The sequence below is a fragment of the Microbacterium maritypicum genome (assembly GCF_008868125.1).
Lineage (GTDB): Bacteria > Actinomycetota > Actinomycetes > Actinomycetales > Microbacteriaceae > Microbacterium > Microbacterium maritypicum.
In genome coordinates, this window is the sequence record NZ_WAAQ01000001.1 from 2,056,137 (window position 1) to 2,081,813 (window position 25,677).

The window sequence follows — 25,677 nt, forward strand, 5'->3', positions numbered from 1 at the left end:
ACCGGGCCGCATTGGCGCGTAGTGCTTTGCGCATACCGGCGAGCTCTGGTCTGCGGCGAGTCGGATCCGGACTCACTGCGCGGGCAGGCACCCTCCGTCCATGATGTATCCGCCCGCCTCGACGCGGACCGCGTCCTGACGCACCTCGCCGAACACGCACCCGCCCTCCGGCGCGCCGGCTCCGAACTCCACGGCAGCCTCGTCACCGCGGACCACGGCGTCCGGGAGACCGATCTCCTGCAACGCCTGCTCGACGGCCCGGATCGAGATCTCGCCTTCCGTCCGCAGTGCTTCCAGACGCACACGCAGGTCGGCCACCGGCTGCACCGCTGCTGCCGCAGCCTCGTCAGAGAGCTCCATGCGATCCCGATATCGATCGTTCTGCGCCATGGCGTGATCTGGATCGTACGGCGCGCATTCCGGGGGAAGCACCGCACCGTCGTTCTGGGGGCACGCCACGGTGGGCGTGGGCGGGGCCGGACTCCCCGCACCGCCCGTCTCGGCCGGCACCAGGGCGCATCCCCCGAGCAAGAGTGTCCCGGCGAGCAGGAGCGACAAGACCGCGGAGGGATTCCGACGTGGCGTGATCGTCATGCCGTCATGAAACCACAGTGATGCTCCCGCAACGCCCTTTCGAGAGAGAAGGCCCTGCGGCGCGATGCGCGGCAGGGCCCTCCGTCGTTCCGACGTCCGTCAGACCATGCTTTTGGTGTGCCAGACGGTCTTGATCTCCGTGAACGCGCCGATCCGCTCCGGAGAGGCGACGACCTCACCCGGAGTCAGCACGCGCTTGAGCGTCTCGGCCGCAGCGATCTGCATGTCGACCCAGTCGAGAGCACCCGCACCCGCCAGGTCGAGCGCGTTCACGTCCTGGTGCGAGGCCAACCACGGGGCGATCTCCGCCGGCGAGCCCGTCAGCACGTTGACGACGCCACCGGGGACGTCGCTGGTGGCCAGCACCTCGGCGAGGCTGATGGCCGAGAGCGGGTGCTGCTCGCTCGCGACGACGACCACCGTGTTCCCGGCGACCAGAGCCGGAGCCACGACCGACACCAGACCGAGCAGCGCCGAGTCCTGGGGTGCGACGATCGCGACGACCCCGGTCGGCTCCGGCACGGAGATGTTGAAGTACGGACCCGAGACGGGGTTCGCGTTACCCGCCACCTGGGCGTACTTGTCGCACCATCCGGCGTACCAGACCCAGAGATCGATGGCTTCGTCGACCTGCGAGGCCGCGGCCGCCGCCGAGACGCCCTCCTGCGCCGAGATCTCCTCGACGAACTGCGCACGACGGCCTTCGAGCACCTCCGCGACGCGGTACAGGACCTGTCCGCGGTTGTAGGCGGTCGCACCGGACCAGCCCTTGACCGCAGCACGAGCGGCCACGACGGCGTCGCGAGCGTCCTTGCGGGAACCCTTCGCCGCGTTCGCGAGGAAGGCGCCCTTGGGGGTGAGCACCTCGTACGTGCGGCCGGACTCGCTCCGCGGGAAGGTCCCGCCGATCGCCAGCTTGTACGTCTTGGGCACGGTCAGTCGCTTGCTCATGCTGCGGCTCCCTTGAGGTAGGCGGTGAGACCCTGGCGGCCGCCCTCGCGGCCGAACCCGGACTCCTTGTAGCCGCCGAACGGGCTCGACGGGTCGAAGCGGTTGAAGGTGTTGGCCCAGATGACACCGGCACGCAGGCGGTCGGCCACCGCGAGGATGCGCGATCCCTTGTCGGACCAGATGCCTGCGGACAGGCCGTAAGGCGTGTTGTTCGCCTTCGCGATGGCCTCGGCGGGTGTGCGGAAGGTGAGCACCGAGAGCACGGGGCCGAAGACCTCATCACGGGCGATGCGATGCGACGCCTCGACACCGGTGAAGATCGTCGGGGCGAACCAGAAGCCCTGCTCCGGGATCGCGCAGTCCGCACTCCAGCGCTCTGCGCCCTCGGCTTCCCCGATGTCGCTGAGCTCACGGATGCGCGCCAGCTGGGCTGCGGAGTTGATCGCACCGATGTCGGTGTTCTTGTCGAGCGGGTCGCCGAGGCGCAGCGTCGACAGGCGCGTCTTGAGCCGGTCGACGACCTCATCGTGGATCGACTCCTGCACCAGCAGGCGGCTTCCCGCGCAGCACACGTGACCCTGGTTGAAGAAGATCCCGTTCACGATGCCTTCGATGGCCTGATCGATGGGGGCGTCGTCGAACACGATGTTCGCGGCCTTGCCGCCGAGCTCCAGCGTCAGCTTCTTGTGAGTGCCCGCCACGGCCCGTGCGATGTCGCGGCCGACACCGGTCGAACCGGTGAAGGCCACCTTGTCCACATCCGGGTGGCGGACGAGAGTGGAGCCGGTGGCACCGGCACCCGTCACGATGTTCACGACACCGGCCGGAAGGTCGGCCTGCTGAAGGATCTCCGCGAAGATCAGCGCCGTGAGCGGCGTGGTCTCCGCAGGCTTGAGCACGACCGTGTTGCCGGCGGCGAGTGCAGGCGCGATCTTCCAGGCGAGCATCAACAGCGGGAAGTTCCACGGGATGATCTGCCCGGCGACGCCGAGAGCGCGGGGGTTCGCGCCGAGTCCGGCGTGATCGAGCTTGTCCGCCCAGCCCGCGTAGTAGAAGAACCACGAGGCGACCAGCGGCACGTCGACGTCGCGACTCTCCTTGATCGGCTTGCCGTTGTCGAGGCTCTCGGCGACGGCGAGCTCGCGGGCGCGCTCCTGCACGAGGCGCGCGATGCGGAAGAGGTACTTGCCGCGATCACGGCCGCTCATCTTCGACCAGGTCTTCTCGTAGGCGCGACGAGCGGCGGCGACCGCGCGGTCGACATCCTCGTCACTGGCCGAGGCGATCTCGGCGATGTGCTTCTCCGTCGCCGGCGAGATGGTGTGGAACGGGGTACCCGAGCCGTCGACGAACTCGCCGTCGATGAACAGGCCGTAGCTGTCCTTGAGGTTCAGGATCGCGGTGGACTCCGGTGCGGGAGCGTATTCCAGAAATGACATGTTCGTCTTCCCGTCAGTCGATCGTGACGTAGTCGGGGCCCGAGTAGTGGCCGGAGCTGAGCTTCTGACGCTGCAGGAGCACATCGTTGAGGAGGCTGGATGCGCCGAAGCGGAAGAGGTGCGGCTGGAGCCACTCCTCGCCCACGGTCTCGGCGACGGTCACGAGATACTTCACCGCGTCCTTCGAGGAACGGATGCCACCGGCCGGCTTCACGCCGATCTTCTCTCCGGTGCCGCGGTGCCAGTCGCGCACGGTCTCCAGCATCAGCAGGGTGGTCGGGAGCGTCGCGGCGGGCTGGACCTTGCCGGTCGAGGTCTTGATGAAGTCGCCTCCGGCCAGGATGCCGAGCCACGAGGCGCGCTTGATGTTGTCGTAGGTGTTCAGCTCACCGGTCTCCAGGATCACCTTGAGCGAGGCGTAGGAGCCGTCTTCGCGACGGCACGCTTCCTTGACCTGGGCGATCTGGTCGAACACGAGGCCGTAGCGGCCCGACAGGAACGCCCCACGGTCGATGACCATGTCGATCTCGTCGGCTCCGGCGGCGACCGCCTCAGCGGTGTCGGCGAGCTTGATCGCGAGCGACGAGCGCCCGCTCGGGAATGCCGTGGCCACCGCCGCGACGGAGATCAGACCGTCGTCGGGGTCGCCGTGCAGGCTCCCCAGCGCCGTGACCGCGTCGGCGACCATGTCGCCGTAGACGCAGACGGCGGCAACCCGCGGGGTCGACGCATCGGCGGCATCCGGGTTCTTCGCCTTGGCGACCAGGGAGCGCACCTTGCCGGGGGTGTCCGCACCCTCGAGCGTCGTCAGGTCGATCAGCTTGATGATCGTGTCGAGCGCCCACGCCTTCGAGGTGGTCTTGATCGAGCGGGTGCCGAGCCCGGCAGCGCGCTGCTCCAGACCGACGGCGTCCACTCCGGGAAGTCCGTGCAGGAAACGCCGGAGCGTGGCGTCGTCGGGCTCTCCGCCCAGAACGTCCACCGCCGTCCTGCGGTTGAGTTCTTTGGTCGTCACTGTTCCTCCAACAATGCTCGTGCTGTGGTCTCATCGGTCACCAGAACGCCGCACAGGCCGCTGGTCACGACAGTGCGCGCGATGTCGTGCTTGGCGGGTCCCGCCGTGACGAAGATCGCGCGGGTGGCTCCGCGCAGGCGGTCGAGCGAGACGCCGACCGTTCGCGCATCGAGCTGCGAGTCGACGATGTTGCCCTCGGCGTCGACATAGCGCCCGAGAACGTCTCCGACCGCGCCACGACGCGCGAGCTCTTCCACGTCCTCGGCGCTGAGGTATCCGTTCTCGACGTGAGCGGAAGAGGCATCGCAGGGTCCGGCGGTGAACAGGAACGCCTGCGCCTCCGCGGCTTCTTCGAGCACCGCGGCGACCGTGCGGTCGGACTCGATCGCCTGCTTCGTCTCCACGCGCTCGAGGATCGCGGGGCTCGGAAGCAGGGAGACCTGTCCCGAGGCGCGCTGCGCGATCGTGACAGCGAGGCCGGCAGCACCGCCGGAGCGCCGGTTCAGGCTCACTCCCCCGTTGAGCTGCACGACGGTCACGCCGTTCGCCCACCCGTCGGGGAGCGCTTCGGCGACTGCGCGGAGCGTGCGTCCCCAGCTCACCCCGAGAGTGCGGGGCACCGGCCGGAGGGCGGTCAGGAAGTCTGCGGCGGCCTGCGCGACGCGCTCGAGTGTGCCGTCATCGCCGTCGGGCGCCGGCACGACGACGGCATCCGTCAGTCCGAACCGGTCGACCAGAAGCCGCTCGAGGCCGAGCCTGCGGGCGCGCGGGTGCACGATCTCGATGCGCACGATGCCACGTTCACGGGCCTGCGTGAGCAGCCGACCGACCTTCCACCGGGAGATCTTGAGGAGTCCGCCGATCTCGTCCTGGGTCTTGTCCTCGTCGTAGTACAGCTCGGCGACGCGAACCATGAGCAGATCTTCTTCCACGGCTTCCTCCTTCCTCCTCCAGAGTAGGCCTTTGACAGCGTTCGCGCACCATCTTGCTCATATGCGCATCCTCCGCCAGGGCGAGTGCACATCCGCCGGAACGACGAAAGGGCGCCTGTCGTGATGACGGACGCCCTTCGAGTCGATCGGGATCAGACGCGCTTGCGCGTCGTGAGCACCTGGTCGACGATGCCGTACTCCAGCGCCTGCGATGCGGAGAGGATGTTGTCGCGGTCGATGTCGCGGTTCACCTGCTCCGGGGTGCGCTTGGTGTGCCCGGCGAGGGTCTCCTCGAGCCACGTGCGCATGCGGAGGATCTCCGCGGCCTGGATCTCGATGTCGGAGGCCTGGCCGTGCCCGGCCTCCCCCATCGCGGGCTGGTGGATGAGCACCCGGGCGTTCGGGAGCGCGAGGCGCTTGCCCGGCGCACCGGCCGCGAGCAGCACGGCCGCAGCAGAGGCTGCCTGGCCGAGCACCACGGTCTGGATCTGCGGCGCGACGTACTGCATCGTGTCGTAGATCGCCGTCATCGCGGTGAACGAGCCACCGGGCGAGTTGATGTACATCGTGATGTCACGCTCGGCATCCTGGCTCTCCAGGACGAGGAGCTGCGCCATCACGTCGTCGGCCGAGGCGTCGTCGACCTGCACGCCGAGGAAGATCACGCGGTCTTCGAACAGCTTGTTGTACGGGTCCTGACGCTTGAAGCCGTAGGCCGTGCGCTCCTCGAACTGCGGGAGCACGTAGCGGCTGGAGGGCAGGTCACCGGCTGAGCGGAAGGTGGGTGTGTACATGAGCGTCCTTTCGCTTTCCGTTACTCGGTGTCCTGGTCGGTTCCGCCGCCGCCGATGACGTCGGAGGCCGATTCGCGGATGTGGTCGACGAAGCCGTACTCGAGCGCTTCCTCGGCCGTGAACCAGCGGTCGCGGTCACCGTCGGCGTTGATCTGCTCGACGGACTTCCCGGTCTGGGCCGCCGTGATCTCGGCAAGGCGGTTCTTCATCGACATGATGAGCTGCGCCTGGGTCTGGATGTCGCTCGACGTTCCGCCGAAGCCACCGTGCGGCTGGTGCAGCAGCACTCGCGCGTTGGGCGTGATGTACCGCTTGCCCTTGGTGCCCGCGGTGAGCAGCAGCTGGCCCATCGAGGCGGCCATACCGATGCCGACCGTGACGATGTCGTTCGGCACGAACTGCATCGTGTCGTAGATCGCCATGCCGGCGGTGATGGAGCCACCGGGCGAGTTCACGTAGAGGTAGATGTCTCGCTCGGAGTCCTCTGCGGCGAGAAGAAGGATCTTCGCGCAGATCTCGTTCGCGTTCTCGTCGCGCACCTCCGACCCCAGCCAGATGATGCGGTCCTTCAGCAACCTGTCGAAGACGCTCGTTGCGAGGAGGGGTTCTGCAGCCATGTCAGCTCCTGATTCCGTGTTTCAGTGATTCGAATCTACCGGCGTCAACGCAGCACCCAGGCCGTGTTCGCCGTCGGCATATCAGGTGTCGGCGTCCGCGATCTCGCGGGCATATGCCGTCATCGACCGGTGGTAGCGCGGCAGATGCGGCACCAGGGCGAGCAGAGCCACCGAGAGACCCTGCGCCGGCCGTCCCGCGCTCGCGAGGATGAGGGCATGGACGCACGCGATGGCGTCGCGATACGGACCGTCCGCCGACAGCTCCTCCTCGGTGCGGATCACGGCGAGGGCGTCGTCGTACTCGCCGAGGTTCCGCAGAGAGCTGGCCATCTGGATCACGCACTGCGGGCGATGCTCCTCGTCCAAGCCCAGCGCCAGGGCGCGCCGATACAGCACGACGGCCTCCGCCGGTCTCCCCGCGGAATCCCGCGCACCACCGCGCTCGAACTCCGCACGCGCGTCATCCGGTCCGCGTTCGGCGGCGAGGGCGTCGATGCGGGCGATCGTGTCGTCGCCGACCTCTTCGCCTGTCGCGTCACCCCACACCTCGTCGATGCGCTCATCCCACGTCTTCATCACTGTCCGCTCCCTGTATGGAAAAGAGGGCGGATGCCGCAGCATCCGCCCTCTTCACTGGATCGTGTCCGATCACTCGGCCTTGTCGGCCGCCTTCTTGGCCGGAGCCTTCTTGGCGGCGGGCTTCTTGGCAGCCGTCTTCTCGGCCTCGTCAGCCGCATCGGCCTTCTTGGCCGGAGCCTTCTTGGCAGCAGGCTTCTTGGCAGGAGCCTTCTTGGCCGGCTTCTCCTCGACCTCGGCGGACTCGGCCTCGGCGGCCTCGTCGTCGGTGACGATGAAGTCGGACAGATCGACGGGCTTGCCGTTGCTGTCGACGACCTTCACCTTGCCCAGGGCGATCGCGAGGGCCTTGTTGCGGGCGACCTCACCGACGAGCGCCGGCAGCTGGTTCGAGGACTCCAGCGCCTCGACGAACTCCTGCGGAGCCATGCCGTACTGCGCAGCCGACTGGATGAGGTACTGGCTGAGCTCTTCCTGCGACACCTGAACATCGGCCTGCTCGGCGATCGTGTCGAGGAGAACCTGCGTGCGGAACTGCTTCTCGCTGGCCTCGGTGACCTCGGCGCGGTGCACCTCGTCCTCGAGACGGCCCTCGCCCTCGAGGTGGTTGTGCACCTCGTCTTCGATGAGCTGCGGCGGGACCGGGATCTCGATCTGCTCGAGCAGCACCTCGACGAGCTTGTCGCGCGCGGCGGAGCCCTGCGTGAAGACGCCCTGCTGAGCGACGCGCTCGGCGAGGCTCTCGCGGAGCTCGGCGATCGTGTCGAACTCGCTCGCGATCTGTGCGAAGTCGTCGTCGGCCTCGGGGAGCTCGCGCTCCTTGACCGCCTTGACCGTCACGGAGACCTCGGCCTCGGAACCGGCGTGGTCGCCGCCGACCAGAGCCGAGCGGAACGTGGTGTCCTCACCGGCGGTGAGCGACTCGATCGCGTCGTCGATGCCCTCGAGCAGCTCGCCGGAGCCGACCTCGTAGGAGACGCCCTCGGCGCGGTCGATCTCGGCGCCGTCGATCGTGGCGACGAGGTCGAGCTCGACGAAGTCACCCTTCGCGGCGGGACGGTCGACCGGGACGAGCGTGCCGAAGCGGGCGCGCATGTTGTCGAGCTCTGCGTCGAGCGCGGCGTCATCGGCCTCGACGGCGTCGACCGTCACCGTGATGCCGTCGTAGGAGGGCAGCTCGATCTCGGGGCGGACGTCCACCTCGATGTCGACGAGCAGGTCGCCCGAGAAGTCCTTCTCGTTCGGCCACTGCGTGATGTCGGCGGCCGGGCGGCCGACGACGCGCAGCTTGTGCTCGACCGTCGCGTCGCGGAAGAACTTGTCCAGGCCCTCGTTGACGGCGTGCTCGATGACGGCGCCACGACCGATGCGCTGGTCGATGATCGGAGCCGGGACCTTGCCCTTGCGGAAGCCGGGGATCTGCACGTCCTGAGCGATGTGCTCGTACGCGTGAGCGATGCTGGGCTTGAGGTCGTCCGGGGTGACCGTGATGGTGAGCTTGACCCGGGTCGGGGTCAGCTTCTCGACGGTGCTGTTCGCCATGCTGGTGTGTTCTCCTTGTGATTTCCGCTTCGAATCGCGGCTGTAAGGTCCGTGGGGGCCGTGTCGGGGCGACAGGAGTTGAACCTGCGACCTCCCGCTCCCAAAGCGGGCGCTCTACCAAACTGAGCTACGCCCCGGGGAATCCGCACGCGGATTCAGCCCCACCGAGTCTAACGGACAGGAGCATGCGTCAGAGTCCGGTATAGTCGATGAGTCGGTACCGAACCTTTCCGAAGGTGCGGATCCGGGGCTGTAGCTTAGTGGTAAAGCCTCTGTCTTCCAAACAGATGATGCGAGTTCGATTCTCGTCAGCCCCTCCACTCGAGAAGGCCCCCACCATCGGTGGGGGCCTTCTCGCATTCCTGTCCCTCCCGTCGAATACGCTGACAGCACCGCTGCACGCAGTCTCCGACCGGAAGGCACCATCGAATGGGTCAGACGCTTCGCGACGGCGGGCACCAGCTGCCCGTCCAGTTCTCCGCGGCATCCTCCGCCCCTGTACCGACGCCGCCACGCCGAAGCACGCGCACCGGACTCCTTCTCGGCCTGCTCGGTGGAGCCGCCGTGATCGCGGCGTTGGCCATCACTCAGGTGACATCGAATCTCGGATACGACAGCGCCGCGTCGCAGTACGAGAGCGCCGCCGAGACGACGTCGAGCGCGAAGGCGCAGGTGCGCGACGAGATCGCCGACCTGCGTGCAGCAACCGATGCGGCCGGACGGGTCATCTCGGGAGGGAACCAGCCGATCGCCGTGCCCGACGATGTGCATGCCGGGCTCGCCTCGGCGGTCGAAGACAGCACCGCCACGGCCTCGGACGCGGATGGCGTCGTCGCGACGGACATCCCTGCCGTTGGCACGAAGCCCGGCTGGTTCTGGGAGCTGTTCGGCGCCACGTCGGAACTGGACGAGCGACTCCGCGACGTCGATGCCCTCGCCGACGAGCTCGTGGACGCCTCGACCGATATCGAAGACGCACGGGCGACGGTGACCGAGAGCGGTCTGGCTGTGATCACCACTGCGGGCGAGGCCGCGCCCGGGTTCGAAGGCGCTCATCTCTCGGCACGCACCGAAACCGTGATCGCCCTGCGCGACGCGGCCGCGGAGGCGACGACTGCGACGGCGGTGGATGAAGATGCGGCCACGGCCTACCTCGCCCTGCAGGCCGCGGCTGCGCAGGTCATCGCAACCGAGAACGAAGAGCTGGCGGAGAAGGCAGGGCCGCTTCTGGACACCCGGCTCGAGATCGAGGCGTTCGCGAGGTCCCTCGCTCCCGGCGTGCTTCTCGACTTCGACTGGGCGCCGGTGGTCAGCGGCGCCGGCTACAACGGCAGCATGGGCGGCTATACGACCTGGTGGTGGGGAGAGAAGGGGCGGGCGACCATCGCACTCTCGAACTCGGTTGCCGAGCAGTGGCCGGGCGTCCGGAGCAAGGCGCTCGTCGCACACGAGGTCGGGCATGCGATCAGTGTCAAGTGTCAGAGCATGTACGACTCCTCCACGCAGGACAGCATCGAGAAGTGGGCGACCGCCTGGGCCATCAGCATGGGCTACACCGACGATGCCAACGGGGTCTGGGCATACGGATACCCTCCGCAGAACTACATCGACGCGGCGGCGGGCTGCCGCTGAGCACGGTCTCCGGATACGGAAGAAGCCGCCGCGATCACTCGCGGCGGCTTCTTCTAGGTCAGACCGAGGTCACTGTCCCCGGCGCTCACGCAACTGCGTGAGAGCATCGTCGAGAAGCTGGACGGCTTCCTCGTCGGTACGACGCTCCTTCACGTAGGCGAGGTGAGTCTTGTACGGCTCCGCCTTCGCGAGCGCAGGAGGATTCTCCTTGTCGCGACCGGCGGGAAGACCGGACTGCGGGTGATCGATCGTCTCCGGGATCTCCTCTTCCGGGAGACCGGCGGCGAAGTACCGCACGGTCTCGTTGCCGAGGCCGTCCCAGTACGAGACCGCGATGCGGTCGGCGTGATAGCCGTGGTCCTGCTCGCCCATGGGGCCGGAGCCCACTCGGGTTCCGCGGATCGCGTTTCCACCGGTTGCCATCAGATGACCTCGAATTTCGTGATGAGGCCCAGCGCGACGATGGAGACGAACCACGTCAGAGCCAGGACGACGGTGAAGCGGTTCAGGTTCCGCTCCGCGAGTCCGGAAGAGCCGACCGCGGAGGTCATGCCTCCACCGAACATGTCGGACAGGCCACCGCCGCGACCTTTGTGCAAGAGGATGAGGAGGGTCAGCAGAACGCTGGTGATACCCAGCACGACCTGCAGGACGAACTCGAGAATTGCCACGAGAAAGAGCCTTTCGATGGGGCCGGAGCGCCCCCGTAACGGTCAAGTATACGGTGCAGCGGGGCCGAAGCCCCGCTGCACTCACACGCCGACGTGCTTCTCGAAGCGGATGATCGCGGCGAACTCGTCCACGACGAGGCTCGCCCCGCCGACCAGAGCGCCGTCCACATCGGGTTCGCGCATGAAGCTGGCGATGTTGCCCGACTTCACCGAACCGCCGTAGAGGATGCGCGTGCGCGCGGCCGCTTCGTCGCCCAGAACCTTCGCGATGACGGCGCGCAGTGCGGCGCAGACATCCTGCGCCTGCTGCGGGGTCGCCGCCTGGCCGGAGCCGATCGCCCATACGGGCTCGTAGGCCACGACGATGTCCGCCTTCGGCGAGACGCCATCGAGCGCGGCTTCGAGCTGCGACACCGGAACCGCACTGGCGCCGAACTTCTCGAGGTCGCCAGCGGTCTCACCGACGCAGATCACGGGCACGAGGCCGTGCTTGAGCGACGCCTTCACCTTGGCGGCCACGATGTCGTCGCCTTCGGAGTGGTACTCACGACGCTCGGAGTGTCCGATGATGACGTACTTCGCGTCGAGCTTCGCCAGGAACGCCCCGGAGACCTCGCCGGTGTACGCACCGGAGTCGTGCGCCGACACATCCTGCGCACCGAGCGCGAACGGGATCTTGTCCGCATCGATGAGCGTCTGCACGCTGCGGATGTCGGTGAAGGGCGGGAAGACCGCCACCTCGACGGACCCGTCCTCGTGCTTGGCATCCTTCAACGTCCAGTGCAGCTTCTGCACGAACGCGACCGCCTGAAGGTGGTCGAGATTCATCTTCCAGTTTCCCGCGATCAGCGGGGTACGGGAGTTCACGCCCATCCGAGGACCTCCAGCCCAGGTAGTTTCTTGCCCTCGAGGAATTCGAGGCTCGCGCCGCCGCCGGTCGAGATATGACCGAACTGGTCGTCGGAGAATCCGAGCTGACGCACGGCCGCCGCGGAGTCACCGCCGCCCACCACGCTGAGGCCGTCGACCTCGGTGAGCGCCTGCGCCACGGTCTTGGTGCCGGCCGCGAACGCGGGGAACTCGAACACGCCCATCGGGCCGTTCCAGAACACCGTCTTCGACTCGCGGATGACCTCCGCGAAACGCTCCGCCGTCGCAGGGCCGATGTCCAGTCCGATGCCGGAGGCACCGAACGGCGTCGACTCGATCGCGTCGGCGGCGGCGACTTCGTGCGCGGCGTCCGCGCCGAAGGATGCGGCGACCACGACATCGGTGGGGAGCACGAGCTCCACGCCACGCTCGGCGGCCTCCGCGATGTAGCCGCGAACCGTCTCGAGCTGGTCCTCTTCCAGCAGGCTCGACGCCACGGCGTGGCCCTGTGCCTTCAGGAAGGTGAACAGCATGCCGCCGCCGACGAGGATCCTGTCCACCCGCGGAAGCAGATGCGAGATGACGCCCAGCTTGTCGCTGACCTTCGATCCGCCGAGGACGACCGCGTACGGGCGCTCCGGGTTCTCGGTCAGACGATCGAGCACATCGAGCTCGGCGGCGATCAGCAGGCCTGCCGCCGACGGGAGCAGCTCGGCGAGCTCGTAGACGCTCGCCTGCTTGCGGTGAACGACCCCGAACCCGTCGGAGACGAGAACGTCCCCGAGCGTTGCCAGCTCCGCGGCGAACGCGGCGCGGGTGGCGTCATCCTTCGACGTCTCCCCCGCGTTGAACCGCAGGTTCTCGATGACGACGACCCCGCCGTCCTCGAGCGAGGCGACGGCCTCCTGAGCCGACTCGCCGACGGTGTCGCGTGCGAAGGCGACAGGAGCGCCGAGCAGCTCGGACAGCCGCTGGGCCACCGGCTCCAGGCTGTACTGCGGATCGGGCGCGCCATCCGGGCGGCCGAGGTGGGAGCACACGACCACGCGGGCACCCGCGTTGATCAGTGCATTGAGGGTCGGCAACGAGGCGCGGACACGGCCATCGTCCGTGATGATCCCATCCCGCAGGGGGACGTTGAGATCACAACGGACGATGACGCGCTTGCCCTCGAGCGACCCCAGTGTGTCCAGGGTGCGCAGAGTCATGTGTCTGAGCTTAGAGGCGCTCGGCCACGTACTCGGTCAGGTCGACGAGACGGTTGGAGTAGCCCCACTCGTTGTCGTACCAGCTGGAGACCTTGATCAGGTTGCCGCTGACGTTGGTGAGCGTCGAGTCGAAGATCGACGAGTGCGGGTTGTGCACGATGTCGCTCGAGACGATCGGGTCCTCGTTGTACTGGAGGAAACCGGCGAGGCGCCCCTCGGCAGCAGCCTTCTTGTACGCCTCGTTGACCTCGTCGACCGTCAGGTTCTCGCGGTCCGTGATGAGGGTGAGGTCGACGATCGAGCCGGTGGGAACCGGGACGCGGTACGAGGAGCCGCTCAGCTTGCCCTGGAGCTCCGGCAGCACCTCGCCGATGGCCTTGGCGGCACCGGTGGAGGCGGGAGTGATGTTGATCGCGGCGGCGCGTGCACGGCGGAGGTCGCTGTGCGGGCCGTCCTGCAGGTTCTGGTCGGCGGTGTACGCGTGCGCGGTCATCATGAAGCCGCGGTCGATACCGAAGGCGTCGTTGAAGACCTGTGCCAGCGGTGCGAGGCAGTTCGTGGTGCAGGACGCGTTGGAGATGATGTGATCCGTCTCCGGGTTGTACGTGTCCTCGTTCACGCCCATGACGAACGTGCCATCGACGCCGGTGCCCGGTGCCGAGATGAGGACCTTCTTCGCGCCGGCCTCGATGTGCTTCTTGGCGAGCTCGGCCTTGGTGAAGAAGCCGGTCGACTCGATCACGATGTCGACACCCAGCTCGCCCCACGGGAGGCCTGCGGGGTCGCGCTCGGCGAACGCCTTGATCGTCTTGCCGTTGACGGTGATGCTGTCCTCGTCGTAGCTGATCTCGGCGTCGAGGACGCCGCCCACCGAGTCGTACTTCAGCAGGTGCGCCAGGGTCTTGTTGTCGGTGAGGTCGTTGACGGCGACGATCTCAAGGTCCGCTCCCTGCGCGAGAGCCGCGCGGAAGTAGTTGCGTCCGATGCGGCCGAAGCCGTTGATACCGATCTTGACAGACACTCAGGTCTCCCTGTTTCTCGTGCGCTGCACGCAGCTTTCCAGCAAGCGTGAAGCGCGGGGTTTTTTGGCTGAGAGGGCGTCCCGACGAGCCGTGGCCCGTCGGGACGCGACCCGATTACGACAGTACCAGCAGGCCGTTCGTCTGCTTACGGGCGACCTCGAGGCGCTGGGCGACGTTCTCCCAGTTCGCGATGTTCCACGCGGCCTTGACGTAGTCGGCCTTGACGTTGAGGTAGTCGAGGTAGAAGGCGTGCTCCCACATGTCGAGCTGGAACAGCGGGATCGTGCCCTGCGCGGTGTTCGACTGCTGGTCGAACAGCTGCTGGATGATCAGGCGCGAGCCGATCGAGTCCCAGCTGAGCACCGCCCAGCCGGAGCCCTGGATGCCGGTCGCTGCAGCCGTGAAGTGGGCCTGGAACTTCTCGAACGAGCCGAAGTACTCATCGATCGCCGCCTTCAGCTCACCCTCGGGCTGGCCTCCGCCGTTCGGCGAGAGGTTCGTCCAGAAGATCGAGTGGTTGACGTGACCGCCGAGGTTGAAGGCGAGGTCCTTCTCGAGCTTGTTGACGTTCGCGAGGTTGCCGCTCTCGCGGGCCTCGGCGAGCTGGTCGAGCGCGGTGTTCGCGCCGGCGACGTAGGCCGCGTGGTGCTTGTCATGGTGCAGTTCCATGATCTTGCCGCTGATGTGCGGCTCGAGAGCTGCGAAGTCGTAGGGAAGGTCGGGGAGCGTGTAGGTCGCCATATCGCTTTCATCCAATCCGCGCCGCGCCGCGGCGCTTGCCGATCCTCCGCGCCGCCGATGTGCGGCGTAGAGCGAACGTGAATCATCCTACTGACGACAACACGGCTGCGTCCCCGATCCTTCCGTCGTATGACGAAGACCCGCCGCCCTCATGTCGGGCGGCGGGTCTTCGTAGAAGGGTGCGGGGTCAGACGTCGAGTCCGACGGGGACCGCGGCTTCCGTTCCGGGGATGCCCTCCTGCTGGGCGCGCTTGTCGGCCATCGCGAGCAGGCGGCGGATGCGGCCGGCGACGGCGTCCTTCGTCAGCGGCGGGTCGGCGTGGTGGCCGAGCTCGTCGAGGCTGGCATCGCGGTGCGCGAGACGCAGCTCGCCGGCCACCTTCAGATGATCGGGCACCTCGTCGGCCAGAATCTCCAGCGCACGCTCGACGCGCGCGCACGCGGCGACGGCAGCCTGCGCGGAACGGCGCAGGTTCGCGTCGTCGAAGTTCACCAGACGGTTGACGCCGGCCCTCACCTCACGGCGCTGACGGAGCTCTTCCCACGCGATCGCGGTCTTCTGGGCGCCCATCTCGTTGAGGATGGTGCGGATGGCCTCCCCCTCGCGCACGACCACGCGCGGCATGCCCCGCACCTCGCGCGCCTTGGCGGCGACGCCGAGTCGGTGAGCGGCGCCGACGAGTGCCATCGCCGCCTCCGAGGACGGGCAGACGACTTCCAGCATCGCCGAGCGTCCGGGCTCGCTCAGAGTGCCCGCGGCGAGGAACGCACCGCGCCAGAGACCCGCGACCTCGGCGCGCGAGCCGGTGGTGAGCCGGTTGGGCAGCCCCCGCACAGGACGCCGACGCTGGTCGAGCAAGCCGGTCTGACGGGCGAGGGTCTCCCCCTGCGCGATCACACGCACCGCCCAGCGGGCGCCGTCGTTCGCTGTGCTCGACTGCACCTGGGCGATCTCGGGTCGCACACCGTAGATCTCGGCGAGGTCACGCGCGACGCGGCGCGCGAGAGTCTCGGCATCCACCTCGGCCTCCACGGCCACACGACCGGCGATCGAATGCAGACCGCCGGCGAACCGGAGGATGGCGGTCACTTCCGCGACTCGCACCGTCGGGGGTGCATTGCGGATGCTGACCAGCTCGGCCTTGACGTCGGTGGTTAGTGCCACGACACTCCTTCACGTTCACGCGCCGGATCGCGACGCAAACGTCCAGCTTACTCGGCCGGGCGGCCCACTACTCTCGGCCGAGGTCCCGGTGACGGACGTTCACGGCGACGCCGGGGATCGCGGCCAGACGGCGGCCCAACTCCTCCGACATCGCCACGGAGCGGTGCTTTCCCCCCGTGCAGCCGATCGCGATCGTCGAGTGGCTCTTGTTCTCGCGCTGATATCCCTCGAGCACCGGTACCAAGGCCGCGGAGTACGCATCCAGGAATTCCATCGCGCCGTCGCGGGAGAGCACGTAGTCCCGGACCTCCTCGTCCTGGCCCGTCAAGCCTCGAAGCTCCTCGTTCCAGAACGGGTTCGGCAGGAACCGCATGTCGGCGACGATGTCGACATCGGTCGGCAGCCCGTACTTGAACCCGAAGCTCAGCAGGGTGACGCGATGGCGCGCCTGGCCCTCCTCCGAGAAGATGTCGGAGACCTGGGTCGCGAGCTGGTGGATGTTGAGGGTCGAGGTGTCGATGACGAGGTCGGCCGCTTCGCGGATCGGCGCGAGCCGGGCACGCTCGATGCGGATGCCGTCCAGCAGGGTTCCTTCGCCCTGCAGCGGATGCGGTCTGCGCACGGACTCGAACCGACGCACCAGCACGTCGTCGGACGCGTCGAGGAAGAGCACCCGCACGGAACCCCGTGAACGCAGCGCACGCGCCACCCCGGGGAAGTCGTCGAAGAGATTGCGGCCGCGCACATCGACCACGGCCGCGACCTTCGGAAGGGCGGTGCCGCCCATGTCGGTCAGATCCAGCAGCGGACGCAGGATCTGCGGGGGCAGGTTGTCGACCACGTACCAGCCGAGATCCTCGAGTGCGTTCGCCACCGTCGTCCGACCCGCGCCGGACATTCCCGTGACGATGAGGAACTCGCCCTTTTCCCCGTCAGCCATTGCTCAGTGCTCCCTCTCCCCCTCGGCCTCCAGCCTAGCGAGTGGACAGGTGCGTGTGGATGTTCTGAGCGAGCACGGGACCGATTCCCTGGACTTCTTCGATCTGTCCCGGCTCGGCCGCACGCAGAGCGGTGACCGAGCCGAAGTGCTTGAGCAGCACCTTGATGCGCGCGGCGCCGAGCCCCGGCACCTCGGCGAGCACCGAACTGATGTCGTTTCGCCGCTTCTTGCGCTGATGTGTGATCGCGAACCGGTGCGCCTCGTCGCGCAGACGCTGCAGCAGGTAGAGCGCCTCACTCGTGCGGGGCAGGATCACGGGGAAGTCGTCTCCGGGGAGCCAGACCTCTTCGAGTCGCTTGGCGATGCCGCAGACCGCGATCTCGGTGTGTCCGGCATCGCGCAGCGCTCGCGCCGCAGCTTCGACCTGCGGTTGGCCGCCGTCGACCAGGAGCAGCTGAGGCGGGTAGGCGAAACGGGGCTTGCGGCGCACCGTCGCCTCGCCTACGTCTTCCGCGACGACCTCGTCGGTCGTCGGGTCGATCGTCTCCGACTCGTCAGGACGATCGAGGTAGGCGAGCCGTCGACGGAGCACCTGGTACATCGAGTCCGTGTCGTCCGTGGTCTCGGCGATGTTGAACGATCGGTACTGATCTTTGCGGGGCAGCCCGTCTTCGAAGACCACCATCGACGCCACGACATTCGTGCCGCCCAGGTGCGAGATGTCGAAGCACTCGATGCGCAAGGGCGCCTCGTCCATGCCGAGGGCCTCCTGCAGGTCTGTGAGTGCCTGGGTGCGCGCGACATAGTCGGTGGTGCGACGGGTCTTGTGACGGATGAGCGCCTGCTGCGCGTTCAGAGTCGCGGTGCGCATGAGGTCGGCACGCTGACCGCGCTGTGCGACCGCGATCTCGACCTTCTTGCCCCGACGCTCGCGCAGCCACTCCTCGAGCTCCGCGGCGTCGTCGGGCAGGGTGGGGACCAGGATGCGCCGCGGAACGTCCTGTGCCTCGCCGTAGGCCTGCTGCAGCACCTGCTCAACGAGCTCGCCGCTGGAGATGTCGATCTCCTTCTCGATCGTCAGCGCGCGCACACCGCGCACTCTGCCACCGCGGATCACGAAGTGCTGCACCGCAGCGGCCAGCTCGTCCTCGGCGATGCCGAACAGGTCGGCGTCCTCGTCACTGGGGAGCACGAGTGCGCTCTTGCCGAGTACCGCCTCGATCGCGGAGAGCTTGTCGCGATACTTCGCCGCCGCTTCGTAGTCCATCGCCGCGGAGGCCGCCAGCATCCGCTTGGTGAGTTCACGGGTGAAGCGCTCGTCGCCACCGGCCATGAACGCGACGAAGTCGTCGACCATGGCGCGGTGCTCCTCGATGCTCACCGTCATCGAGCACGGACCACCGCACTTGCCGATCTGTCCGGGGAAGCACGGCCTGCCCGTCTGCATGGCGCGCCGGTAGCTGGAGTCGCTGCACGTACGGATCGGGAACGCCTTGACCATCAGGTCGATGGTCTCGTGCACCGCCCACACCTTCGGGAACGGACCGAAGTACCGCGCCCCCGGGATCTTCCGGTTGCGGGTCACGATCACGCGGGGCGCTTCGTCCGCGAGCGTCACCGCCATGAACGGGTACGACTTGTCGTCTTTGTAGCGCACGTTGAAGGGCGGATCGAACTCCTTGATCCACATGTACTCGAGCTGCAGCGAATCGACGTCGGTCGGCACGACGGTCCACTCGACGGAGGCCGCGGTTGTCACCATGCGCCGCGTGCGCTCGTGCAGCGTGCGTAGCGGCGCGAAGTAGTTCGAGAGGCGCTGACGAAGGTTCTTCGCCTTGCCGACGTAGAGCACCCGACCGGCGGCGTCGCGGAAGCGGTACACGCCGGGGTCGGTGGGGATCTCCCCCGGCCTCGGCTTGTACGACAGGACGTCGGCCATCAGCTGGCCTTCCGCGCGGAGCGCCCCTCACCCAGGATCTCGGAGAGGAACAGACCGGTGTGACTCTCCTCGACGCGCGCGATCTGCTCCGGTGTGCCCGTGGCGATGATCTGTCCGCCGCCGGAACCGCCCTCGGGTCCGAGGTCGATCACCCAGTCGGCCGACTTGATCACATCGAGGTTGTGCTCGATGACGATGACCGTGTTGCCCTTGTCGACCAGACCGCCCAGCACCTCGAGGAGCTTGCGGACGTCTTCGAAGTGCAGACCCGTCGTCGGCTCGTCGAGCACGTAGATGCTGCGCCCGTTGCTGCGGCGCTGAAGCTCGGTCGCCAGCTTGACGCGCTGCGCCTCACCGCCCGAGAGCGTCGTCGCCGACTGGCCGAGCCGCACGTAGCCGAGCCCGACGTCGACGAGCGTCTTCATGTAGCGGTGGATCGCCTGGATGGGCTCGAAGAAGTCGGCTGCCTCCTCGATCGGCATCTCGAGCACCTCGGCGATGTTCTTGCCCTTGTAGTGCACGGCGAGCGTGTCGCGGTTGTAGCGCTTGCCGTGGCAGACCTCGCAGTCGACGTACACGTCGGGCAGGAAGTTCATCTCGATCTTGATGGTGCCGTCGCCGGAGCAGGCCTCGCAGCGGCCGCCCTTGACGTTGAAGCTGAACCGGCCGGGCTGGTAGCCACGGACCTTCGCCTCCGGCGTCTCGCTGAAGAGTGTGCGGATGCGGTCGAACACACCCGTGTAGGTGGCCGGGTTCGACCTCGGCGTACGGCCGATCGGCGCCTGGTCGACATGCACGACCTTGTCGAGGTTGTCGAGTCCGGTCACCCGTGTGTGCTTGCCGGGAACGGTGCGCGCACCGTTCAGCCGCGACGCCAGCACCTGGTAGAGGATGTCGTTGACGAGCGAGGACTTGCCGGAGCCGCTGACCCCGGTGACGGCGGTGAGCACGCCGAGCGGGAAGTCGGCCGTGACGTTGCGCAGGTTGTTCGCACGAGCGCCCACGACGCTCAGCATCCGCTTCTTGTCGATCTTGCGCCGCTTCGCCGGCATGGGGATCTCGCGGCGACCGGAGAGGTACTCCCCCGTCATCGACGCACGGTCCTCGAGCAGGGCCGAATAGGGCCCGGAGTGCACGACCTCGCCGCCGTTGACGCCGGCGCCGGGGCCGATGTCGACGACCCAGTCCGCCGCTTCGATGGTCTCTTCGTCGTGCTCGACCACGATCAGCGTGTTGCCGAGGTCGCGCAGCGCGAGCAGCGTCTCGATCAGACGGCGGTTGTCACGCTGATGCAGACCGATCGACGGTTCGTCGAGCACGTAGAGCACCCCGGTCAGGCCGGAGCCGATCTGCGTCGCCAGGCGGATGCGCTGGGCCTCTCCGCCCGAGAGCGAGCCCGCCGAGCGACTGAGGTTGAGGTAGGACAGACCGACCTGCAGCAGGAAGTCGAGACGGAGACGGATCTCGCGAAGCACCTGCGCGGCGATCTTCGCCTCACGGTCGGTGAGCGTGAGGGTCTCCATGAAGGCGCGCGCGTCGGCCAGGCTGAGATGCGAGACCTCGGCGATCGAGTGACCGTGCACCTGCACGGCGAGGACCTCCGGCTTGAGACGGTTGCCGTCGCACACCGGGCACGGCACCTCGCGGAGGTACTCGCCCCAGCGATTGCGCTGGTTGTCGGACTCGGCCTGCAGGTACTGCCGCTCGATGTACGGCACCACGCCCTCGAACCCGGATGTGTACCGCATCTCTCGGCCGTAGCGGTTCTTCCACTTGACGGAGACCTTGTAGTTCTCGCCGCGCAGCACCGCGTTCTGCACATCGGAGTGGAGTTTGCGCCAGGGGGTGTCCAGCGAGAAGTCGAGGTCGTTCGAGAGCCCCTCCAGCAGGCGTTCGTAGTACTGGAACAGTCCCTTGCCCTGAGTGGTCCACGGGATGATGACACCTTCGCGGATCGAGAGGTCTTCATCGCCGAGCATCAGGTCGACGTCGACAGACATGCGCGTGCCGAGTCCGGAGCAGGCGGGGCAGGCGCCGAAAGGCGCGTTGAACGAGAACGTGCGCGGTTCGATCTCGGTGAGCGTGAGCGCGTGCCCGTTCGGGCACGCCAGCTTCTCGGAGAAGGTCTGCCACGCGTCGTCGCCTTCGCCGTCGACGTAGTTGATCTGCACCACGCCGCCGGCGAGGCCCAGAGCGGTCTCGACCGAGTCGGTGACGCGTCCGAGGATGTCGTCGGAGGCGACGAGACGGTCGACGACCACCGCGATGTCGTGCTTGTAGCTCTTCTTCAGCGTGGGCGGCTCGGCCAGCTGGATGAGCTCGCCGTCGACGATCGCGCGGGAGTATCCCTTCGCTCCGAGTTCACGGAAGAGGTCGACGAACTCGCCCTTCTTCTGCGACACGATCGGCGCGACGACCTGGTAGCGGGTGCGCTCGGGAAGCTCCATGAGCTGATCGGCGATCTGCTGCACGGTCTGACGCTGGATCCGCTCACCGCATTCGGGGCAGTGCGGGATGCCGATTCGCGCCCAGAGCAGACGCATGTAGTCGTAGATCTCGGTGATCGTGCCGACGGTCGACCGCGGGTTGCGGTTCGTCGACTTCTGATCGATCGAGACGGCGGGGCTCAGGCCCTCGATGAAATCGACGTCCGGTCGATCGACCTGACCGAGGAACTGGCGCGCGTACGCGCTCAGCGATTCGACGTAGCGACGCTGCCCCTCGGCGAAGATCGTGTCGAACGCCAGGCTGGACTTCCCCGATCCGGACAAGCCGGTGAACACGACGAGCGAGTCGCGCGGGATATCGATGTCGACGTTCTTGAGGTTGTGGACGCGGGCACCGCGGACACTGAGTTTTCCGGAGGAGGCAACGGGGACGATGGGCACCGAACAAGTCTACGAGGGGCCACGGACATTGGCTCCGCGAGGACGCTGACCCACACCTCAGTCCTGTACCTGAGGCACCTTCCGCGGAGCATCCGACCTCCGCACGGCTCGAACCGCGAGCAGCACCCCGAACACGAGCGCCACGGCGGCGAGCGGGGCGAGCACTGCGATCCCATGGTCGACGTTCGAGGGCGCGAGCACCCACACGCCGAAGACGACAGGTTGCGCCAGCAGCTGCACGACGAGGAAGCGCGCAAGGCTCGGCCACAGCACGGCGAGGGCGACGCGCGAGGAGATCGGGATCTCGAGACTCACCGATGCGAGGACGTGGATCGCGGGAACGAGCAGCACGGCGAGGGCTGTGCGTCCCGGATCCGATTCGGTCAGGAGGACGCCCAGAACGAGGCAGGCGGCCCCGAACCACGCCGCCAGTGATCGCGGGAGCGCCACCGCGACGAGAGCGGCGACGACCGCCACCCCCTGCCACAGGGGGAAGGGAACGAGCACGACAGCGCCGCCCCACACGATCGCGAGGATCAGGAGGCGGACGGTGATCCCGGGAACAGCGGCACGCACCCGGAACGAACGGAGACCGCGCGTCATCGCCGCACCGTCCGCATCCGTCGCTGGCGAAGGGCAGCGAGCCGCATCGCGACGTCGATGTCGGGATCCGTCCATGCGACGACCTCGACCCCGGCATGTCGGAGCTCGACGAGGATGTCGGAGCGTTCAGCGAGCAGCGTGCGCAGTGCGATGCGCTGCTCACGAGTGAGCCGACTCCGGTCGGGAATCGGGAGCACATCGACCGCGACCACGACATGACCCGCCGCCCGCCACCGGGTGGCCAGCTGAGCGGCGACGCCGTCGAAGAACGTCGAGAGCACGAAGACGATGGATCCCGACGGCACGACCGGCGACCGCCGGTAACGGGACACCTCCGCGCTCTGTCCGGTCGCCGCGATCATGTCCCGCACGCGTGCGAGGTGGCGCGGGCCGCCACCTGAGGGAAGGCTGCGGCCTCCGGGCGACAACGCGTGGTACGCGACCCGATCACCGACACCCACCGCCGCTGTGGCGATGGAGAGGGCAGCCTCACGCGCGAGATCCAGCGAGGTGACCCCTGACCGGTCGGCGTCGTCCGCTCCCCAGGAGGCGACCACGGTCCCCAGATCCTCCGCGGTGTCCACGGCGATCACCACCGAGGAATCGCTGAGGGTCGTGCTGCGTCGAACGAGGAGTTCGCCCGGTCGACGAGCCGCGCGAGCCGTCGCCCGCCAGTCGACGCGGCGCAGCTCGTCGCCGGGGACGAACGGATGGATATCGCGGAAGTCACCGCCCTGACCGGGGCGGACACCTTCGTGGGCGCCGTGCAGACCCGTCAGCCGGGGAGCGACCGGAAGCTGCCCGATCCGGACCTGCCTGGGCGGGGTGTTCCACTCCAGCACGACGCGGGGGCCGGCTTCCGAGACCCATGCGCCGTCGAGTGCGATGCCGCGCACGGTCACTCCGAGGAGCTCCACAGGACCGGAGTGCTGCAGGCGGTTGCGGGTGAGGAGGATGGAGTGCCCCGGTCGCGCATCGGCGAGCCCGGACCGCCGCGCCTCCTGATCGATCGCCACCTGGACCCAGTCGCTGTCGAGGATCGCATCGACTTCCGCCAGTACCTCCGACGAGTCTCCCGAACCCTCGACGTGCGCACGCAGTTCGATCGACATCGTGGAATCCCGAGGCCGACGCATCAGCATCCATGCTGTCCCGAGGGCGAGCGGAAGTCCGATGCCGACGACATCGGGCCGCGAGAACACGAGCCCCACGGCAGCCAGGAGCGCCGAGCCGGCAACGCCGATCGCGATCACGGGCGTCCGGCTCCAGCGCGCAGAGGAGCGCGCCGTGACGCGGACCGGCTCGGTCACCGCACCGCGGCCACGGTCGGCGGCACGGGCGTGCTCTCGACCACCGCGGCCACGACAGTCCGGGGGTCGATTCCCTGTGCCCACGCCTGAGGTGTGAGCGTGAGGCGGTGCGCGAGCACCGCCTCCGCGATGCGTTTGATGTCGTCTGGACGGACGAAGTCTCGTCCGTCCAGCGCCGCGAGTGCGCGACCGAGCAGCACGAGAGACTGCGATCCGCGCGGCGAGGCTCCGACGGCGACATGCGTCGCCTCCCGCGTGGACTTCGTCAGCTCCACACAGTACCTGGCGACATCGGCGTCGACATGGATCCTCTCGACGGCTGCTTGGATAGCGAGGAGACCTGCCGCGTCGACGACGGAATCGACGGACGCATCGGGACTCTGTCGGCGGACGCGGTCGAGGATGATGCGCGTCTCGTCCTCCTGTGCGGGGTAGCCGACGGCGAGGCGCACCATGAAGCGGTCGAGTTGCGCCTCGGGAAGCGCGTACGTCCCCTCGTACTCGATGGGGTTCGAGGTCGCGATCACGTGGAACGGCAGTGGGAGCGGGAAGCTGTTCCCCTCGACGGTGACCTGATGCTCCGCCATGGCCTCCAGCATCGCCGACTGGGTCCTGGGTGTCGTGCGGTTCACCTCGTCGGCGAGGAGCAGCCCGGTGAAGATCGGCCCGGGCCGGAACACGAAGTCGCCGGTGGCCGGCGCGTAGACGTAGGAGCCGGTGACATCCCCGGGGAGCATGTCCGGAGTGCACTGCAGGCGACGGAAGTCGAGGCCGAGCGCCGACGCCAGACTCCGTGCGGCGAGCGTCTTCCCCAAACCCGGAACATCCTCGAAGAGCACATGGCCACCCGCGAGGATCGCAGCGAGGGCGATCGTGAGGGGCTCGTCCATCCCGACGACGGCGCCGCGGACGCTGTCGAGCACTCGACGCCCGGTCTCGGCGATCTGGGTGGTCTCCTGGCTGCTCATCCGGTCTCCTCCGTGTCGTTCGGGATTCGTTCGATCGCGTCGAGCACGATCTCGATGTCGGTGCGCTGCACTTCGCGACGGTGCAGGGCGTCGCGCACCCCCTCACCGAGGAGGGCGTCGATGCGAGCGTGCTGCGTGGGGTCATCGAGGTCGAGTCCACGCAGGGCGAGGCGTCTTCTCAGCACGCCCTGCACCCGGCGCACGACGACGTGGCCGGCCACACCCGTACGCGTGTTGATCGCCCAGGCCATGCGTGACACCTCGGAGCCGCGCGAGTCGCGGCCGGGCTTCTCGGGAGGCCACGCAGGCCCGACCTCGATGAACTCCTGGCGGCAGGCGACGACCACTGCGACGACGAGGATCATCCACGCGAGCACGAACGGCACGGGGAAGCCCAGCTGCGCGAGCAGCAGGAGCACGGCCAGGGCGAGAACGCCGCCGATCCCCAGGATCAGCATCCGTCGCTTCATCGCCACCCCTCCTGGATGCCTCGGAGGCACTGGGAGGCGCGGGCTCGATCGCTCTCGTCGGCGTCATGACCGCCGAAGCGGACCTGCTCGTAGAGGGCGAGCAGGGTGACCACGTCGGCGGCGATTCCGGCGCGCCGACCGATGATACGCGCAGTGAACTCCGACGGGGTCTCATTGCGTCCTCGCCCGGCACCGGCGTCCGCCGCCGACTCCTCCAGGCCCACCCACGCTGCCACGATGCTGTCGCCGGGCACGGGGCGGTCGTCGATCGTCCGCAGGGCTTCCTCGATTCCTCGTCGGATCGTCGCCTCGTCAGGCTCGACATCCGTCACGGGCGCGGCCACGACCTGGATGGCGACCTGCGCCGCCTCTCGGCGCGCGAGCGGGCGGTCACGCCACAGCCCCACGAGGTAGCGGATCAGGAGCCGCATACCGAGGTAGGCCATCGCGAGCACAGCGGCGACGACGACCGCGGCGAGGATGGTGCCGATGATCGCGAGCAGCGGCGAATCCTCCGGAGGCTCCAACGGCGTGGGTGCGGTCTCCGTCGGCGCGGTCGGCAGGACATCCTCGCCAGTGCGCCCCTCGGTGTCGTCCAACCCTCCGCCGAACTGCGGAATCCCCTGCGTGGCCGCCGCGAACATGATCGTCGCGAAGAAACCTGTTATCGCGAGCAGCGGGAGCAGAAGCCTCGTTCGAGGCCGTTCTTCACCGGCACGCTGCCGCTCCGGGACCGAGGGCTCGGAGCGCGACATGCCTCCACCCTAGGGGGCTGCTCCCACGCCACGGG

General features: G+C 67.9%; 25 protein-coding genes and 2 tRNA genes. 2 read left to right on the forward strand and 25 right to left on the reverse strand.

Features of this window, described 5'->3' with window-relative positions:
* Positions 1-72 precede the first annotated feature (72 nt).
* The 10 genes from F6W70_RS09955 to F6W70_RS10000 form a co-directional block, all read right to left on the reverse strand.
* Entirely contained in the window at positions 73-360 is a 288-nt protein-coding gene (locus F6W70_RS09955; protein ID WP_151486516.1) for a hypothetical protein, read from the reverse strand.
* 333 nt (positions 361-693) lie between these two features.
* Positions 694-1,545 carry an aldehyde dehydrogenase family protein gene (locus F6W70_RS09960; protein WP_151486517.1) on the reverse strand — a complete coding sequence of 284 codons (852 nt, stop codon included), beginning with the start codon at positions 1,543-1,545 and terminating at the stop codon, positions 694-696.
* On the reverse strand, positions 1,542-2,984 hold the full coding sequence (locus tag F6W70_RS09965) for an aldehyde dehydrogenase family protein (RefSeq protein WP_017830299.1): 1,443 nt from the start codon (positions 2,982-2,984) through the stop codon (positions 1,542-1,544). Before F6W70_RS09965 ends, F6W70_RS09960 begins: the two co-directional genes overlap by 4 nt.
* A gap of 13 nt (positions 2,985-2,997) precedes the next feature.
* Complete coding sequence (gene deoC, locus F6W70_RS09970; RefSeq protein ID WP_017830298.1) at positions 2,998-3,999, reverse strand: deoxyribose-phosphate aldolase; 1,002 nt, start codon at positions 3,997-3,999, stop codon at positions 2,998-3,000.
* The gene (locus F6W70_RS09975) at positions 3,996-4,931 is read right to left on the reverse strand and encodes a sugar-binding transcriptional regulator (protein WP_235563064.1); all 936 of its coding nucleotides are present in this window, start codon (positions 4,929-4,931) and stop codon (positions 3,996-3,998) included. The genes deoC and F6W70_RS09975 overlap by 4 nt, the downstream gene beginning before the upstream one ends.
* A gap of 152 nt (positions 4,932-5,083) precedes the next feature.
* Entirely contained in the window at positions 5,084-5,725 is a 642-nt protein-coding gene (locus tag F6W70_RS09980) for an ATP-dependent Clp protease proteolytic subunit (protein ID WP_017830296.1), read from the reverse strand.
* Positions 5,726-5,745: 20 nt separating this feature from the next.
* Positions 5,746-6,342, reverse strand: coding sequence for an ATP-dependent Clp protease proteolytic subunit (locus F6W70_RS09985; protein ID WP_017830295.1), 597 nt, complete (start codon positions 6,340-6,342; stop codon positions 5,746-5,748).
* An 81-nt stretch (positions 6,343-6,423) separates the two neighbouring features.
* Complete coding sequence (locus tag F6W70_RS09990) at positions 6,424-6,918, reverse strand: tetratricopeptide repeat protein (RefSeq protein WP_151486693.1); 495 nt, start codon at positions 6,916-6,918, stop codon at positions 6,424-6,426.
* Between the two features lie 72 nt (positions 6,919-6,990).
* A complete protein-coding gene (tig, locus tag F6W70_RS09995) occupies positions 6,991-8,460 on the reverse strand; it encodes a trigger factor (protein WP_151486518.1) in 1,470 nt (489 codons plus the stop codon).
* Positions 8,461-8,523: 63 nt separating this feature from the next.
* Positions 8,524-8,597 (reverse strand) — tRNA-Pro (locus F6W70_RS10000).
* 109 nt (positions 8,598-8,706) lie between these two features.
* On the opposite strand from F6W70_RS10000, the gene F6W70_RS10005 reads away from it, so the two are divergent.
* Positions 8,707-8,780 (forward strand) — tRNA-Gly (locus F6W70_RS10005).
* A 109-nt stretch (positions 8,781-8,889) separates the two neighbouring features.
* On the forward strand, positions 8,890-10,092 hold the full coding sequence (locus F6W70_RS10010; RefSeq protein WP_151486519.1) for a hypothetical protein: 1,203 nt from the start codon (positions 8,890-8,892) through the stop codon (positions 10,090-10,092).
* A gap of 69 nt (positions 10,093-10,161) precedes the next feature.
* On the opposite strand, the gene F6W70_RS10015 is transcribed toward F6W70_RS10010, so the two are convergent.
* The 15 genes from F6W70_RS10015 to F6W70_RS10085 form a co-directional block, all read right to left on the reverse strand.
* On the reverse strand, positions 10,162-10,515 hold the full coding sequence (locus F6W70_RS10015; protein ID WP_017830291.1) for an RNA polymerase-binding protein RbpA: 354 nt from the start codon (positions 10,513-10,515) through the stop codon (positions 10,162-10,164).
* Entirely contained in the window at positions 10,515-10,763 is a 249-nt protein-coding gene (gene secG / locus F6W70_RS10020) for a preprotein translocase subunit SecG (RefSeq protein WP_017202783.1), read from the reverse strand. Before secG ends, F6W70_RS10015 begins: the two co-directional genes overlap by 1 nt.
* 81 nt (positions 10,764-10,844) lie before the next feature.
* Complete coding sequence (tpiA, locus tag F6W70_RS10025; RefSeq protein ID WP_055872362.1) at positions 10,845-11,636, reverse strand: triose-phosphate isomerase; 792 nt, start codon at positions 11,634-11,636, stop codon at positions 10,845-10,847.
* The gene (locus F6W70_RS10030; protein WP_055867482.1) at positions 11,627-12,841 is read right to left on the reverse strand and encodes a phosphoglycerate kinase; all 1,215 of its coding nucleotides are present in this window, start codon (positions 12,839-12,841) and stop codon (positions 11,627-11,629) included. The genes tpiA and F6W70_RS10030 overlap by 10 nt, the downstream gene beginning before the upstream one ends.
* 10 nt (positions 12,842-12,851) lie before the next feature.
* Positions 12,852-13,862 (reverse strand): type I glyceraldehyde-3-phosphate dehydrogenase, encoded by a 1,011-nt coding sequence (gene gap / locus F6W70_RS10035; protein ID WP_017830288.1) that lies wholly within the window; start codon positions 13,860-13,862, stop codon positions 12,852-12,854.
* Between the two features lie 115 nt (positions 13,863-13,977).
* Entirely contained in the window at positions 13,978-14,604 is a 627-nt protein-coding gene (locus F6W70_RS10040; protein WP_017830287.1) for a superoxide dismutase, read from the reverse strand.
* Positions 14,605-14,791: 187 nt separating this feature from the next.
* Complete coding sequence (gene whiA / locus F6W70_RS10045) at positions 14,792-15,769, reverse strand: DNA-binding protein WhiA (protein WP_017202788.1); 978 nt, start codon at positions 15,767-15,769, stop codon at positions 14,792-14,794.
* A gap of 67 nt (positions 15,770-15,836) precedes the next feature.
* On the reverse strand, positions 15,837-16,709 hold the full coding sequence (gene rapZ, locus F6W70_RS10050) for an RNase adapter RapZ (RefSeq protein WP_151486520.1): 873 nt from the start codon (positions 16,707-16,709) through the stop codon (positions 15,837-15,839).
* Between the two features lie 34 nt (positions 16,710-16,743).
* Positions 16,744-18,648, reverse strand: coding sequence for an excinuclease ABC subunit UvrC (gene uvrC, locus F6W70_RS10055; protein WP_151486521.1), 1,905 nt, complete (start codon positions 18,646-18,648; stop codon positions 16,744-16,746).
* On the reverse strand, positions 18,648-21,536 hold the full coding sequence (uvrA, locus tag F6W70_RS10060; protein ID WP_055867475.1) for an excinuclease ABC subunit UvrA: 2,889 nt from the start codon (positions 21,534-21,536) through the stop codon (positions 18,648-18,650). The genes uvrC and uvrA overlap by 1 nt, the downstream gene beginning before the upstream one ends.
* Positions 21,537-21,593: 57 nt before the next feature.
* The gene (locus tag F6W70_RS10065; RefSeq protein WP_151486522.1) at positions 21,594-22,139 is read right to left on the reverse strand and encodes a hypothetical protein; all 546 of its coding nucleotides are present in this window, start codon (positions 22,137-22,139) and stop codon (positions 21,594-21,596) included.
* Positions 22,136-23,449 carry a DUF58 domain-containing protein gene (locus F6W70_RS10070; RefSeq protein WP_318278852.1) on the reverse strand — a complete coding sequence of 438 codons (1,314 nt, stop codon included), beginning with the start codon at positions 23,447-23,449 and terminating at the stop codon, positions 22,136-22,138. The genes F6W70_RS10065 and F6W70_RS10070 overlap by 4 nt, the downstream gene beginning before the upstream one ends.
* Complete coding sequence (locus tag F6W70_RS10075; RefSeq protein ID WP_151486523.1) at positions 23,446-24,417, reverse strand: AAA family ATPase; 972 nt, start codon at positions 24,415-24,417, stop codon at positions 23,446-23,448. The genes F6W70_RS10070 and F6W70_RS10075 overlap by 4 nt, the downstream gene beginning before the upstream one ends.
* The gene (locus F6W70_RS10080; protein WP_270409062.1) at positions 24,414-24,887 is read right to left on the reverse strand and encodes a hypothetical protein; all 474 of its coding nucleotides are present in this window, start codon (positions 24,885-24,887) and stop codon (positions 24,414-24,416) included. The genes F6W70_RS10075 and F6W70_RS10080 overlap by 4 nt, the downstream gene beginning before the upstream one ends.
* Positions 24,884-25,642 (reverse strand): DUF4129 domain-containing protein, encoded by a 759-nt coding sequence (locus F6W70_RS10085; RefSeq protein WP_055872357.1) that lies wholly within the window; start codon positions 25,640-25,642, stop codon positions 24,884-24,886. Before F6W70_RS10085 ends, F6W70_RS10080 begins: the two co-directional genes overlap by 4 nt.
* Between the last annotated feature and the right edge of the window lie 35 nt (positions 25,643-25,677).